Source organism: Microbacterium sp., assembly GCF_047972865.1.
Lineage (GTDB): Bacteria > Actinomycetota > Actinomycetes > Actinomycetales > Microbacteriaceae > Microbacterium.
In genome coordinates, this window is sequence record NZ_JBKEAY010000249.1 from 1 (window position 1) to 14257 (window position 14257).

Here is a 14257-nt window from a genome sequence, read left to right on the forward strand (position 1 = left end):
ATCAGCTCGCCGCAACGCCAGCCGCACGTCCAACAGCACATGCGTCACCCCGCAGCGGGAGCATCGTGCCCGGCGCGGGTGAACCGCGAGCACACCCGCGGTCGCACCGACACCCGAGCGAATCTGCCGAGGCCGCGCCGGCCCCACGGCGCCAGCCGAGACGAACAGTCCGGGCACGACAAGCCACCCTTCCGCAGCACGGCATCGACATCGACAGGGTCATCACTTACCGTGAGCATCAGCGCGGCCTTTACGCGTCAGAGCGGCCCGGCGTGAACCTTCCACAACGCACGCTGGGCCGCTCGCTTCATAACGTCATCGTCAGCCTGACGCCGCCGACCGCCCCACACCAAATCCGGAACCAGCCAAACCCGTCGTCACCAACCACGACGCGATCACCGGCAACCTACGAGACGCGCAACAGGATCTGCACATCTCCGGATGCGGGGGTGGGGTGTCGTGCGGAGTTGTGCAGATTTGCGGGATTGTGCGGGTGCCGGATCCGGGGTCGGGAGCCGATGTCGGAGGGTCGACCTAGACTTGTCGGGTGCCGATCGTCCCCGTTGCCACTCCTGCGAAACTCAGTGTGCGCGGTGCCCGCGTGCACAATCTCAAGAACGTGGACCTCGATATCCCGCGAGATGCGCTGGTCGTGTTCACGGGGCTGTCCGGGTCGGGAAAGTCCAGCCTCGCCTTCGACACGATCTTCGCGGAGGGGCAGCGCCGCTACGTCGAGTCGCTGAGCTCGTATGCGCGTCAGTTCCTCGGGCAGGTGGATCGTCCCGATGTCGACTTCATTGAGGGGCTCAGCCCCGCGGTGTCGATCGATCAGAAATCGACCAACCGCAACCCGCGCTCGACGGTGGGCACGATCACCGAGATCCACGACTACATGCGACTGCTGTGGGCGCGCATCGGGGTCCCGCACTGTCCCGAGTGCGGCGAGCGGATTCAGCGTCAGACGGTGCAGCAGATCGCCGATCAGCTGATGGACCTGCCCGAGCGGACCCGGTTCCAGATCGTGGCGCCGATCGTCAGCCAGAAGAAGGGCGAGTTCGTCGACCTCTTCAAGGAACTGTCGGCCAAGGGGTACGCGCGCGCCGTCGTCGACGGCGACATCATTCAGCTGGCCGAGCCGCCGGCCCTCAAGAAGAGCTACAAGCACGACATCGCCGTCGTGGTCGACCGGCTCGTGGCCGCGCCCGGCATCTTGTCGCGCATCACCGATTCGGTCGAGACCGCGCTGGGGCTGGCCGGCGGTGTGCTGCAGGTCAATTTCGTCGACGAGGCCGGCGAGGCGGCATGGCAGAGCTTCAGCGAGAAGCTCGCGTGCCCCAACGGGCACCCGCTGCAGCTCACCGAGATCGAGCCGCGCACGTTCTCGTTCAACGCTCCGTTCGGCGCCTGCCCGGCGTGCTCGGGGCTCGGGACGCGGATGTCGGTGGACACCGAACTGATGATCGGCGACGAGGAACTGTCGATCAGCGAAGGCGTGCTGATCCCGTGGACGACGCAGGGCAAGGGCCTGTACCAGTACTACGAGCGGCTGTTGCAGGGTCTCGCTGACGATCTGGAGTTCTCGCTCGACACCCCCTGGCGCGACCTGCCCGACGCCGTCCAGCACGCGGTGCTGCGCGGCGAGAACTACAAGGTCACGGTGCGCTGGAAGAACAAGTACGGCCGTGAGATGCGCTACTCCTCGGGGTTCGAGGGCGTCGTGCCGTACATCGAGCGGCAGTACCTGCAGGCCGAGACCGACACGCAGCGGCAGCGGTGGGCGGAATACCTGCGCGAAGTGCCGTGCCCCGTGTGCGACGGTGCGCGGCTCAAACCCGAAGTGCTCGCGGTCCACGTGCACGGCAAATCGATCGCCGATGCCTCACGGCTGAGCCTCGGCGAGGCCCAGCAGTACTTCGCGCGGCTGGAACTGACCGAGCGCGAGGCGAAGATCGCCGCAGCCGTGCTGCGTGAGATCCGCGCCCGGCTGGACTTCCTGATCCAGGTGGGGCTGAGCTACCTCAGCCTCGCGCGCTCGGCGGGGTCGCTCTCAGGCGGCGAAGCCCAGCGCATCCGCCTCGCGACGCAGATCGGATCGGGGCTGACCGGTGTGCTGTATGTGCTGGACGAGCCGTCGATCGGGTTGCACCAGCGTGACAACCGGCGCCTGATCGAGACGCTCCTGAAGCTCAAGAGCCTGGGCAATACCCTGATCGTCGTGGAGCACGACGAAGAGACGATCCAGGCCGCCGACTGGGTCGTCGACATCGGACCGCACGCCGGCGTCGATGGCGGTGCCGTGGTGCACTCCGGCCCCTACGACGCGCTGCTGACCGAAGCGGACTCGCTCACCGGAGACTACCTGGCGGGCAGGCGCGAGATCGCCGCGCCCACGCGGCGCCGCACGGTGGACGAGAAGCGGATGATCGGCGTCGTCGGCGCGCGCGAGAACAACCTCAAGAACGTGACGGTCGACTTTCCGATCGGTGTCCTCACCGCCGTGACCGGCGTGAGCGGATCGGGCAAGTCGTCACTGGTCAACGGCATCCTTTACGAGGTGCTGGCCACGCGTCTCAACGGTGCGCGACGGGTCGCGGGAAAGCACACCCGGGTCACGGGGCTGGAGAGCCTCGACAAGGTCGTCCACGTCGACCAGGCGCCCATCGGTCGCACACCCCGGTCGAACCCCGCCACCTACACGGGCGTGTTCGATCGCGTCCGCACGCTGTTCAGCGAGACGCCCGAGGCGAAGGCGCGCGGCTACCAGCCGGGCCGGTTCAGCTTCAACGTCAAGGGCGGGCGCTGCGAGGCGTGTGCGGGCGACGGCACGATCAAGATCGAGATGAACTTCCTCCCCGACGTGTACGTCGATTGCGAGGTGTGTCACGGCAAGCGCTACAACCGCGACACTCTCGCGGTCCACTACAAGGGCAAGAACATCGCCGAAGTGCTCGAAATGCCCATCGCCGAGGCGGCGGAGTTCTTCGAGCCGATCCAGGCGATCCACCGCTACCTGAAGACCCTGGTCGACGTCGGCCTGGGCTATGTGCGGCTCGGGCAGTCCGCGACGACCCTGTCGGGCGGTGAGGCGCAGCGGGTCAAGCTCGCCACCGAACTGCAGCGCCGCTCCAACGGGCGCAGCGTCGACGTCCACGACGAGCCCACCACCGGCCTGCACTTCGAGGACGTGCAGCGGCTGCTGGAGGTGCTCGCCGGGCTCGTCGACAAGGGCAACACGGTCATCGTGATCGAGCACAACCTCGACGTCATCAAGTCGGCGGACTGGATCATCGACCTCGGCCCCGAGGGCGGAGCCGGCGGGGGCGAGGTCATCGCGACGGGAACCCCCGAGCAGGTCGCGCGCGTCGAGACCAGCCACACCGGGATGTTCCTCGCCGAGGTGCTGGGAGGGGCGGCCCCGGCGCGCCGGGCGGGCTGACATGGCCTCCCCGTTGCCCTACAAGCCGAAACCGGGGGAGATCCCCACCGATCCCGGGGTGTACCGGTTCCGCGACGCGGACGGGCGCGTGCTCTACGTCGGAAAAGCGAAGAACCTGCGAGCGCGCCTGTCGAACTACTTCGCCCCGCTGGAGAACCTGCATGAGCGCACCCGACGCATGGTCACCACGGCGGCGTCGGTGGAGTGGACCGTCGTGGCGACCGACGTCGATGCGTTGCAGCTGGAGTACACCTGGATCCAGGACTACGCGCCCCCGTTCAACGTGCGGTACAAGGACGACAAGAGCTATCCGTACATGGCGATCACGCTCGCGGACGAGGCGCCTCGGGTCATGGTCACCCGCAACCGCCGCATCCGCGGGGCGAAGTACTTCGGTCCGTATCCGAAGGTGTGGGCGGTGCACGACACGATCGACCTGATGATCAAGGTGTTCCCGATCCGCACCTGCAGCGACGCGTCGTACAAGAAGGCAATGGCGACTGGTCGCCCCTGCTTCCCCGGCCAGATCGGCCGCTGCGGCGGGCCGTGCTCGATGCGCGTCACCGTCGCCGAGCACCGCGCGATCGTCGATGACTTCGTGGCGTTCATGTCCGGCGGCGACGAGCGGTTCACGCGGGAGCTGACGGCCCGGATGACCGAGGCCGCAGCCGCGATGGACTACGAGTCCGCCGCCGTGTACCGCGACCGGTTGCAGGCCATCGACGCGGTGCTCAACCGCAGCGCCCTCGTGCTGCCCGAAGACACGGATGCCGATGTCTTCGGCATCGCCGAGGACGAACTGTCCGCCGCTGTGCAGCACTTCGTGGTGCGCGGCGGGCGGGTCCGCGGTGTGCGCGCGACGACGATCGACAAGGAACTCGACATCTCGACGGCCGAACTGGTCGGCCACATCCTGCAGCGGACGTACGGCGAGGCTACCGCATCCGACATCCCGCGCCGTGTGCTGGTGCCGGCACTGCCCGGCGATCAGACCGAGTTGGAGGAGTGGTTGCGGACCCGTCGCGGGCGCGCGGTAACGGTGCAGGTGGCGCGGCGCGGGCAGAAGGCCGAACTCATGGCGACGGCGCACCTGAACGCGACGCAGGCGCTCATACGCCACAAGACGCGCCGCTCCAGCGACTACACCGCCCGCACCCGTGCTCTGAACGACCTGCAGGACGCGCTCGGCCTCGACGAGGCCCCGCTGCGCATCGAGTGCTTCGACGTCTCCCACCTCGGTGGGACCGGCGTCGTGGCCTCCATGGTCGTCTTCGAGGACGGCCTACCGCGCAAGGACCAGTACCGCTCGTTCGGAATCTCGGAGACCTCCGACGACACCGACTCGCTGTATCAGGTGCTGATGCGCCGGCTCGCCCATCTCGACCGCGCGGGGGAGGGAGACGGCCCCGACCTCGATGCGGCGGACCAGCAGGAAGGTGCGCCGGATACGGTGACGACCGAGCGGCGCAAGCCGCGGTTCGCGTACCGGCCGCAGCTGCTCGTCGTCGACGGCGGACGGCCCCAGGTCGCCGCTGCCCTGCGCGCGCTGCGCGACAGCAGCCACCCCGAGCTGGCGGTGTGCGGCATCGCGAAGCGTCTCGAGGAGGTGTGGCTGCCGGACGAGGAGTACCCGGTGATCCTGCCGCGCACGTCCGAGGCGCTGTACCTGCTGCAGCGACTCCGCGATGAGGCGCACCGCTTCGCGATCACGCACCAGCGAAAACGACGGCGTCGCGACATCACGTCGGTGCTGGTGGAGGTGCCCGGACTGGGGCCGACGCGCATCAAGACGCTGCTGCGTCACTTCGGTTCCGTCTCCCGGCTGCGGGCGGCCTCCGCCGCGGAGATCGGTGAGGTTCCCGGCGTCGGTCCGGTGCTCGCCGCCTCGGTGCGCGAGCATCTCGCTTCCCCGGAGCACACGGCGCCTCGCTAGGCTGGACGCGATGACGGGAAACAGCAGGTGACCGGGCCGGATCCGGCCGGAGAAGTGCTCATCGTGACCGGGATGTCCGGTGCGGGGCGGACGACGGCGGCGAACGCCCTGGAGGATCTCGGCTGGTACGTCGTGGACAACCTCCCGCCGCAGATGCTCGGTCCGCTGCTGGAGTTGACCGAACTCGCCGGCGGCGCTCTTCCGAAGATCGCGGCCGTGGTCGACGTGCGCGGGCGGAGCCTGTTCGGTGAGCTGCCCGCCGTCACCCGCTCGCTCCGCGATGCCCGTCACCTGCGGGTGCTGTTCCTCGACGCTTCCGACGACGCCCTGGTGCGCCGTTTCGAGGCGGTGCGGCGTCCGCATCCGCTGCAGGGAGATGACACGATCCTCGACGGGATCGAGCGGGAACGGGCCGAGGTTTCCGCGATCCGCGAGAGCGCCGACGTGCTGATCGACACGACCGACCTCAACATCCACCAGCTGTCCACGCGCATCGTCGACGAGTTCAGCGAGATCGGGGCGGCCCGTCACACCGTCACCGTGATGAGCTTCGGGTTCAAGTACGGTCTGCCCACCGACGTCGACCTCGTCGCCGACATGCGTTACCTTCCCAATCCGTACTGGGTCCCGGAGATGCGGGCGCTGACCGGCCAGGACGAGCAGGTGCGCGACTACGTGCTCGCCCAGCAGGGTGCGCAGGAGTTCATCGACGCGTACGCGCGTGCCCTAGAGCCGGTCATGGCGGGGTATCAGCGGGAGAACAAACGGCATTCGGTCGTCGCCGTCGGGTGCACGGGGGGGAAGCACCGCTCGGTCGTCGCCGTGGGCGAGATCGCGGAGAGGTTGCGGGCCTTCCCCGGGGTCGAGGTCAAGGTGAAGCACCGCGACCTGGGTCGCGAGTAGGCTGAGACGGCGCACCCGCCCCCGCCCCAACCGAAGGAACCCCGTGTCGTTGACAGCTGACGTGAAGTCCGAACTCGCGGCGGTGCGCGACGCGAGACCCAGTGCGCGGGTGGCTGAGTTGACGGCCGTGTTGCGTTTCGCTGGGGGACTGCACTCGATCGCGGGGCGCGTCGCCGTCGAGGCCGAAGTCGACAGCGAGATCCTCGCGCGGCGGGTGGCCCGTGAGCTCGTCGAGATCTACGGTGTCCGGCCCGAACTGGCCCGTGTGCAGGCATCCGGGGGACGGACCGGTGAACACTTCGCGGTGCGCGTGATCGACGGCGGCGAGACACTCGCGCGGCAGACGGGCCTGCTCGATCAGCGTCGGCGTCCTGTGCGCGGCCTGCCCAATCGTCTCACCACGGGGAACCCCGCTGATCTCGCCGCGGTGTGGCGGGGTGCGTTCCTCGCCGCGGGTTCGCTGAGCGAGCCCGGCCGGTCGGCGGCCCTCGAAGTGTCGTGTCCCTCCTCGGAGGCCGGCATGGCACTGGTCGGCGCTGGCCATCGCCTCGGCATCGCGGCGAAGGCGCGTGAAGTGCGCGGCGTCCCCCGCGTCGTCGTGCGCGACGGCGACGCGATCCGGCACGCCCTCGCCCGGATGGGTGCCGACCGCGCGGCCGCCGAGTGGGAGTCGATGCGGCAGCGCCGCGAGGTTCGCGCCGGCGTCAACCGTCTGGTGAACTTCGACGACGCTAACCTCCGTCGATCGGCGCAGGCCGCAGTCGCCGCATGCGCGCGGGTGGAACGGGCGCTGGAGATCCTCGGGGACGACGTGCCCGACCATCTTCAGCAGGCGGGTGCGCTGCGGCTGGCGCATCGCGACGCGAGTCTGGACGAGCTCGGCCATCACGCCGATCCACCGCTGACGAAGGATGCCGTCGCGGGCCGGATTCGGCGTCTGCTGGCCATGGCCGACAAGAAGGCCGCCACCGAAGGGCTCCCCGACACGGAGTCGGCGGTCCCGGAGGGCCTGGACGACTGAGCTCTCTGGTCGCACGCGGGAACAACCCTCTCGCGGCGACGTTGTCTGTCAATAGGATGAAACCGTCCCGCGACTTCGCGGATTGACAGGAAGAGAGAACATGGCGACCTATACGCTGCCCGACCTGCCCTACGACTACGCGGCCCTGGAGCCGCACATCTCGGCAACGATCATGCAGTTGCACCACGACAAGCACCACCAGGCGTACGTGACGGGTGCCAACACTGCGCTGGAGCAGTTGGCCGATGCCCGCGCGAAGGGCGACTTCGCGAACGTCAACAAGCTCGAGAAGGACCTCGCGTTCAACCTCGGTGGACACACCAACCACTCGATCTTCTGGACGAACCTGTCGCCGAACGGCGGCGACAAGCCCACCGGCGACCTCGAGGCGGCCATTGGCGACCACTTCGGCTCGTTCGACGCCTTCCAGGCGCACTTCACCGCCGCCGCGATGGGTGTGCAGGGCTCGGGCTGGGCGGGGCTGTTCTGGGACTCGATCGGGCAGAACCTGATCATCCAGCAGTTCTTCGACCAGCAGGCCCAGTTCGCCGCCGGCACCGTGCCGCTGCTCCTGCTGGACGTGTGGGAGCACGCTTACTACCTGGACTACAAGAACGTGCGCGCGGACTACGTCAAGGCGTTCTGGAACATCGCCGATTGGGGCAACGTCGCCGAGCGCTTCTCGCGGGCCCGCGAGAAGACCGCCGGTCTGTTGTAGGGTGACAGGCAGGTGAGGATGCCGGGTTCCTCCCCGGCCAGGGGATTGGACCCGGCATCCTCTTTCTGTCCATCACCCCCCGCCCGCCGGAAGCGGCCCCCTCGGCGCAACCTGTGAGGCTCGAACCTCGGGAGACATCGTGTCTGTCAAGATCGGAATCAACGGCTTCGGCCGTATCGGACGCAATTACCTTCGTGCCGCCCTCGCCCAGGGTGCGGACCTCGACATCGTGGCGGTGAACGACCTCACCGACAACAAGACCCTCGCTCACCTGCTGAAGTACGACTCGGTGCTCGGGCGCCTCGATGCCGACGTGTCGTACACGGAAGACTCCATCACCATCGGCGACAAGACCATCAAGGTCTTCGAAGAACGCGACCCGGCGAACCTCCCCTGGGCCGATCAGGGCGTCGAGGTCGTCATCGAGTCGACCGGCCGGTTCACCAAGGCCGACGATGCTCGCAAGCACCTGGTCGGCGGAGCGAAGAAGGTGCTCGTGTCCGCGCCTGCCTCCGGCGACGCGGCGACGTTCGTCATCGGCGCCAACGAGGGTGACTACGACCCGGCCACCGACGACATCATCTCCAACGCGTCCTGCACCACCAACTGCCTCGCGCCGCTGGCGAAGGTGCTCGACGACGAATTCGGCATCGTGCGCGGACTGATGACGACGATCCACGCGTACACCGCCGACCAGAACCTGCAGGACGGCCCGCACAGCGACCTGCGCCGGGCACGCGCCGCGGCGCTGAACATCGTGCCGACCTCGACCGGTGCCGCCAAGGCGATCGGGCTCGTGCTGCCCAACCTCAAGGGCAAGCTCGACGGGTTCGCGATGCGGGTGCCGGTCCCCACCGGGTCCGCCACCGACCTCACGGTCGAACTCGCCCGCGACGTCACCGTGGAGGAGGTCAACGCGGCGTATCGCGCCGCCGCGGCCGGTTCGCTGGCGGGCATCCTCAAGTACACCGAGGACCCGATCGTCTCCAGCGACATCGTCACCGACGCGCACTCGTGCATCTTCGACGCCGGGATGACGCGTGTCATCGGCAACCAGGTGAAGGTCGTCGGGTGGTACGACAACGAGTGGGGCTACTCCAACCGGCTCGTCGACCTCACCGAGATCGTCGCGAGTAAGCTCTGACGCATGGCGTTGCGCACTCTCTCCTCGTTGGGCCCGCTGGCGGGCAAGCGTGTCATCGTCCGGGTCGACTTCAACGTGCCGTTGCAGGACGGCGCGATCACCGACGACGGGCGGATCCGGGCGGCGCTGCCGACCCTGACCCGTCTCATCGAGGAGGGAGCGCGCGTCATCGCGTGCTCGCACCTCGGGCGCCCCGACGGTGCGCCTGACGCCCGATACAGTCTCGCCCCGGTCGCTCAGCGACTGGCCGAGCTGCTGGACGCGCCGGTGCAGTTCTCGCCCGAGACGGTCGGGGACGCCGCCGCCGGCACGATCGCCGCGGCACCGCACGGCGGGGTCGTCGTGCTCGAGAACCTGCGGTTCCACGCGGGTGAGACGTCGAAGGATGCGGCGGAGCGCCGCGCGTTCGCCCAGCAGCTCGCGTCGCTGGCCGACGTGCTGGTCTCGGACGGTTTCGGTGTCGTGCACCGAAAACAGGCGTCGGTGTACGAGCTGGCCGAACTGCTCCCGTCCGCCGCGGGGCTGCTCATCGAGAAGGAGGTCGACGTGCTCGACCGCCTCACCGAGAACCCGCAGCGGCCCTACGCGGTCGTGCTGGGCGGATCGAAAGTCAGCGACAAACTCGGCGTCATCGCGCACCTGCTGCCGCGTGTGGACACCCTCTGCGTCGGAGGCGGGATGATGTTCACCTTCCTCGCCGCGCAGGGTCACCGCGTCGGCAAGAGCCTGCTGGAGACCGATCAGCTGGAGACCGTCAAGGGCTACATCGCGGATGCGACCGCCCGTGGCGTCAACCTGGTCCTGCCGGTGGACGCCGTCGTGGCGGCCTCCTTCGCCGCCGACGCACCGCACGCCGTCGCCGACGCCGCCGACATTGAGGACACCGACTTCGGCGCCGACGGCCTCGGCCTCGACATTGGTCCGCGCACGGCGGCGGCGTTCGCCACCGCGATCCGCGGCGCGACCACCGTGTTCTGGAACGGGCCGATGGGCGTGTTCGAGATGCCCGCCTTCGCGGCGGGCACCCAGTCCGTCGCGCAGGCGTTGACCGAGGTTGACGGGCTCTCGGTCGTCGGCGGGGGCGACTCTGCCGCCGCGGTGCGCCAACTCGGCTTCACCGACGACCAGTTCGGGCACATCTCGACCGGTGGCGGCGCGAGTCTGGAGTTTCTCGAAGGCAAAAAGCTCCCCGGATTGGAGATACTCGGATGGCAGTGAGCCGCACCCCACTGATCGCGGGCAACTGGAAGATGAACCTCGACCACCTGCAGGCGGTCGCGTTCGTCCAGAAGCTCTACTGGACGCTGAAGGATGCCGCGCACGACGAGGAGTCGGTGGAGGTCGCTGTGTTCCCGCCGTTCACCGACATCCGCACCGTGCAGACCCTGCTTGACGCCGACAAGATCCCGTTCGGCTTGGGCGGTCAAGATCTGTCGACGCACGACAGCGGGGCCTACACCGGCGAAGTGTCCGGAGCGTTCCTCAGCAAGCTCGCGTGCGGCTACGTGATCATCGGTCACTCCGAGCGACGCGAGTACCACGCGGAGAGCGATGACGTCGTCGCCGCGAAGGTGCAGGCCGCATTGCGCCACGGTCTCACTCCGGTGATCTGTGTGGGGGAGACGGCCGCAGACCTGGAGGAGTTCGGCGCCTCGGCGGTGCCGGCCGGGCAACTGCGCGCCGCGCTGGCCGGTGTTCCGGCCGACGCCGACATCGTCGTGGCCTATGAACCGGTCTGGGCCATCGGGTCGGGACAGGCAGCCACTCCGGACCAGGCGCAGGATGTCTGCGCCAAGCTGCGCGCGGTCATCTCCGAGACGGTCGGTGCCGACACCGCCGACCGCACGCGAATCCTCTACGGGGGCTCGGTGAAGGCCGCGAATATCGCGGGCTTCATGCGCGAACCCGATGTGGACGGTGCGTTGGTCGGCGGAGCGAGCCTCGTCGTGGACGAGTTCGCCGCCATCATCCGCTACCAGAAGCACGTCGGCGTGTGATCTCGGCCCTACCCGGCCCCCTATAATGAACCGTTGGGCGCCGCGACGGCGCGCTGCGAAAGGCTTTCTTCGACTGTGGACATTCTCGAGTTCGTGCTGCAGGTGTTGCTGGGAATCAGCAGCCTGCTGCTCACCCTGCTGATCCTGCTGCACAAGGGCCGCGGTGGCGGTCTCTCCGACATGTTCGGAGGCGGGATGACCTCGGCACTCGGCTCCTCAGGGTTGGCCGAACGCAATCTCAACCGATTCACGGTCGTGCTCGCACTGGTGTGGTTCGTCTCCATCGTCGCGCTCGGTCTCATCACGAAGTTCCAGGTGATCTGATGGCTACCGGAGGAAATGCGATCCGCGGCACGCGTGTGGGTGCCGGCCCGATGGGCGAGCAGGACCACGGTCATCACGCCGACCGGGTCGCGATCTCGTACTGGGATGCGCTGGGCAACGAGACCGTGCGCTACTTCGCGGCGGGCATCCCCGACGAGGAGATCCCGGAGACGATCGATTCGCCGCACTCGGGGCTTCCCGCGGGTCGCGACAAGCAGAACCCGCCCGCACTCGCGAAGACCGAGCCGTACAAGACCCACCTCGCGTACGTGAAAGAACGGCGTACCGACGAAGAGGCCGAGGAACTGCTCGACGACGCGCTGCGTCAGCTGCGGGAGCGCCGCGGCCAGTCCTGAGCGTGGGCGCGCGCGTCCCCGGCGCGCCTCACCGATCCGGCTCGCCCTACCAGTCCTGTTCGATGAGGTCTGCGGGAACTTCCGCCGCTGCGGCACGATCCACGAAGAACCGGGTCTGCTTGCGTCCCTTCGCGCCCGCGGCGGGGACGCTTTCGTAGCTGGCTCCGGCGAGGGCGAGTCCCAGCGCCGATGCCTTGTCGGCACCGCCGAGGACCATCCACACGCGCTTGGAGGTGTTGATGACCGGTCGGGTCAGTGAGAGCCGCTCCGGCGGCGGTTTCGGGGAATTGCGCACGACGGTGACGGCGCGGTCGACGATCTGGATCTCGGCGCGGTCGGGAAACAGGGATGCGATGTGCCCGTCGGGTCCCACGCCCAGGAAACACACGTCGAACGAGGGCCACGGGCGGCCCGCGGTGCCGAACCGCGCGAGTTCGGCGGCGTAGGCGGTCGCGCCGTCGTCGAGGTCGAGTCCTCCGTCGGAGGCCGCCATGGCGTGGATGTTCGCCTCCGGGATCGTGACGCGGTCCAGCAAGCCTCGGCGCGCCCCGGTCTCGTTGCGCTCCGCGCTGCCGCGCGGGACGAAACGCTCATCGCCCCACCATACGTGCACCCGTGACCAGTCGACGCGGTTGCGCGCCTCGTGGCTGCCGACGGCCGCCAGGACCGCGGTGCCGCTCGTGCCGCCGGTCAGCGCCACGTGCGCGATGCGCCCGCCGTGAAGCCTGCGGGAGAGCCGATCGAGGAATCGACCGGCGACCGCGTCGGCCATGCTCGCCGTGTCGTCGCTGATGAAGACACGCTTCTCGTTCCGGGGGTCCGCCACGTGTCGCTCCTAGGTGGTCGGTGGGTCGAGCAGTCGCCAGCCCTCGGCGATCACGCGACCGTACAGTAGGTCGGGGTCCAGTCGCCGCAGTTCCTCGGCGATGCACTCGCGGAGGGTGCGTCGCGGCAGCACGATGTCGTGCGCCGGCTGACCGGGCTGGGTGAGCCGGGCGTTGACGTCGTTGCTGCGCTCCAGCCGCACATCGCCCGACGCACGCTGCAGCACGACCCGGCAGATGCCGTGATCCCACTCCTCGCGCGGTGCGTAGCGCCACTGCACCGGGACGTCGAGCTCCAGCCGCAGCCACGCGGCCAGGAGGCCCGTCGAGGGGGAGCTGCCAGCGCCGACGACCTCGACGCCGGTCACCGTGTCGTACGGCGGTTGGTCGAGTACGCTCGCCAGCTGCTCCCGCCAGTGCGTCAGACGGGTCCATGTCAGGTCGGTGTCGCCGGGGCGGTAGGCGGCCCCGAGCTCCGAGAGGCGATGCGGTGACCGCGGCTCGCTGGCCGCGTCCGTGATGCGCCGCTGGGCGATTCTGCCGATGGGGGAGTCTCCGGGCACCGCCGGCGGGTCCTCCGGCCACCAGGCCACGACGGGGGCATCCGGCAGCAGCAGGCCGGTGATGAGCGACTCTTCGTTGGAGGCGGCCGCGCCGCGTGCGTGCAGCACGACGACCTCGCTGGCACCGGCATCCCCGCCCACGCGGATCTCGGCGTCCAGCCGGGCGGTGTCGGCGGCATACGTCTCCAGCACGATCACGCGCATGGGATGCTCGCGGGACGCGTCGTTCGCGGCATCGATGACGGCCTCGTCGACCTGGCCCTCGCTGCGGATCACGAGAGTGAGCACGCGCCCGAGGGCGACGGCGCCGCCCTCTTCGCGCACGCTTACCAGCGAGCGGGCGATCTTCGACACGGTGGTGGCGGGCAGGTCGACGATCACGGGCGCCTCCAAACGCGGCCGTCGCGGGCCAGGAGCTCATCGGCCGAGGCCGGTCCCCACGACCCGGGCGAGTACTGTTCGAGCGGGCCGCCCTGCTCCCGCCAGAACTCCTCGACCGGATCGAGGATCTTCCAGGACAGCTCGACCTCCTCGTGCCGCGGGAACAGCGGCGGGTCGCCCAGCAACACGTCCAGGATGAGCCGTTCGTAGGCCTCTGGACTCGACTCGGTGAACGAGTGGCCGTAGCCGAAGTCCATGGTCACATCGCGGACCTCGGTCGCGGCGCCGGGCACCTTGGAACCGAACCGCAGCGTGACGCCCTCGTCGGGCTGCACCCGGATCACGAGCGCGTTCTGACCGAGGTCGAGGGTCTGGTTGCGTGCGAACAGGTGCTGCGGCGCTGCCTTGAACACCACAGCGATCTCGGTCACGCGGCGGCCCAGCCTCTTGCCGGTGCGCAGGTAGAACGGCACCCCCGCCCACCGCCGCGTCGCGATCTCGAGTTTGATCGCCGCGTAGGTCTCGGTTGTGGACTGCGGACTCATGCCGTCTTCGTCGAGGAAACCGGCCACGAGTTCGCCGCCCTGCATCCCCCCGGCGTACTGCCCGCGGGCCGCCGCGGTGGAGAGGTCTTCGGGGAGGCGCACCGCCGCCAGC

At 68.9% G+C, this 14257-nt stretch carries 12 protein-coding genes and 1 pseudogene; 10 read left to right on the forward strand and 3 right to left on the reverse strand.

Annotated features, from left to right (window positions below; translation table 11 throughout):
* Nucleotides 1–547: 547 nt before the first annotated feature.
* The 10 genes from uvrA to ACK5KK_RS15375 all read left to right on the forward strand — a co-directional run bounded on the left by uvrA (nt 548) and on the right by ACK5KK_RS15375 (nt 11832).
* Nucleotides 548–3436: an excinuclease ABC subunit UvrA gene (gene uvrA, locus ACK5KK_RS15330; RefSeq protein WP_416890952.1), complete on the forward strand. Its 2889-nt coding sequence runs from the start codon at nt 548–550 to the stop codon at nt 3434–3436.
* 1 nt (nt 3437) lies between these two features.
* Nucleotides 3438–5369, forward strand: coding sequence for an excinuclease ABC subunit UvrC (uvrC, locus tag ACK5KK_RS15335; protein ID WP_416890953.1), 1932 nt, complete (start codon nt 3438–3440; stop codon nt 5367–5369).
* Between the two features lie 27 nt (nt 5370–5396).
* Nucleotides 5397–6272, forward strand: coding sequence for an RNase adapter RapZ (rapZ, locus tag ACK5KK_RS15340; RefSeq protein WP_416890954.1), 876 nt, complete (start codon nt 5397–5399; stop codon nt 6270–6272).
* A gap of 43 nt (nt 6273–6315) precedes the next feature.
* The gene (gene whiA / locus ACK5KK_RS15345) at nt 6316–7293 is read left to right on the forward strand and encodes a DNA-binding protein WhiA (RefSeq protein WP_416890955.1); all 978 of its coding nucleotides are present in this window, start codon (nt 6316–6318) and stop codon (nt 7291–7293) included.
* Between the two features lie 100 nt (nt 7294–7393).
* A complete protein-coding gene (locus ACK5KK_RS15350; protein ID WP_416890956.1) occupies nt 7394–8011 on the forward strand; it encodes a superoxide dismutase in 618 nt (205 codons plus the stop codon).
* A 139-nt stretch (nt 8012–8150) separates the two neighbouring features.
* Nucleotides 8151–9155 (forward strand): type I glyceraldehyde-3-phosphate dehydrogenase, encoded by a 1005-nt coding sequence (gene gap, locus ACK5KK_RS15355; RefSeq protein ID WP_416890957.1) that lies wholly within the window; start codon nt 8151–8153, stop codon nt 9153–9155.
* A gap of 3 nt (nt 9156–9158) precedes the next feature.
* Nucleotides 9159–10373, forward strand: coding sequence for a phosphoglycerate kinase (locus ACK5KK_RS15360; RefSeq protein ID WP_416890958.1), 1215 nt, complete (start codon nt 9159–9161; stop codon nt 10371–10373).
* Nucleotides 10364–11152: a triose-phosphate isomerase gene (tpiA, locus tag ACK5KK_RS15365; RefSeq protein ID WP_416890959.1), complete on the forward strand. Its 789-nt coding sequence runs from the start codon at nt 10364–10366 to the stop codon at nt 11150–11152. Before ACK5KK_RS15360 ends, tpiA begins: the two co-directional genes overlap by 10 nt.
* A gap of 75 nt (nt 11153–11227) precedes the next feature.
* On the forward strand, nt 11228–11476 hold the full coding sequence (secG, locus tag ACK5KK_RS15370) for a preprotein translocase subunit SecG (protein WP_416890960.1): 249 nt from the start codon (nt 11228–11230) through the stop codon (nt 11474–11476).
* A complete protein-coding gene (locus ACK5KK_RS15375; protein WP_416890961.1) occupies nt 11476–11832 on the forward strand; it encodes an RNA polymerase-binding protein RbpA in 357 nt (118 codons plus the stop codon). Before secG ends, ACK5KK_RS15375 begins: the two co-directional genes overlap by 1 nt.
* Nucleotides 11833–11878: 46 nt before the next feature.
* Here ACK5KK_RS15375 and pgl read toward each other — a convergent pair whose 3' ends face one another.
* The 3 genes and pseudogenes from pgl to ACK5KK_RS15390 form a co-directional block, all read right to left on the reverse strand.
* Complete coding sequence (gene pgl / locus ACK5KK_RS15380) at nt 11879–12658, reverse strand: 6-phosphogluconolactonase (protein ID WP_416890962.1); 780 nt, start codon at nt 12656–12658, stop codon at nt 11879–11881.
* A gap of 9 nt (nt 12659–12667) precedes the next feature.
* The gene (locus ACK5KK_RS15385; protein ID WP_416890963.1) at nt 12668–13600 is read right to left on the reverse strand and encodes a glucose-6-phosphate dehydrogenase assembly protein OpcA; all 933 of its coding nucleotides are present in this window, start codon (nt 13598–13600) and stop codon (nt 12668–12670) included.
* Nucleotides 13597–14257 (reverse strand): annotated as a pseudogene (locus ACK5KK_RS15390) (glucose-6-phosphate dehydrogenase); the annotation flags it as partial. The pseudogene ACK5KK_RS15390 and the gene ACK5KK_RS15385, both read right to left, overlap by 4 nt.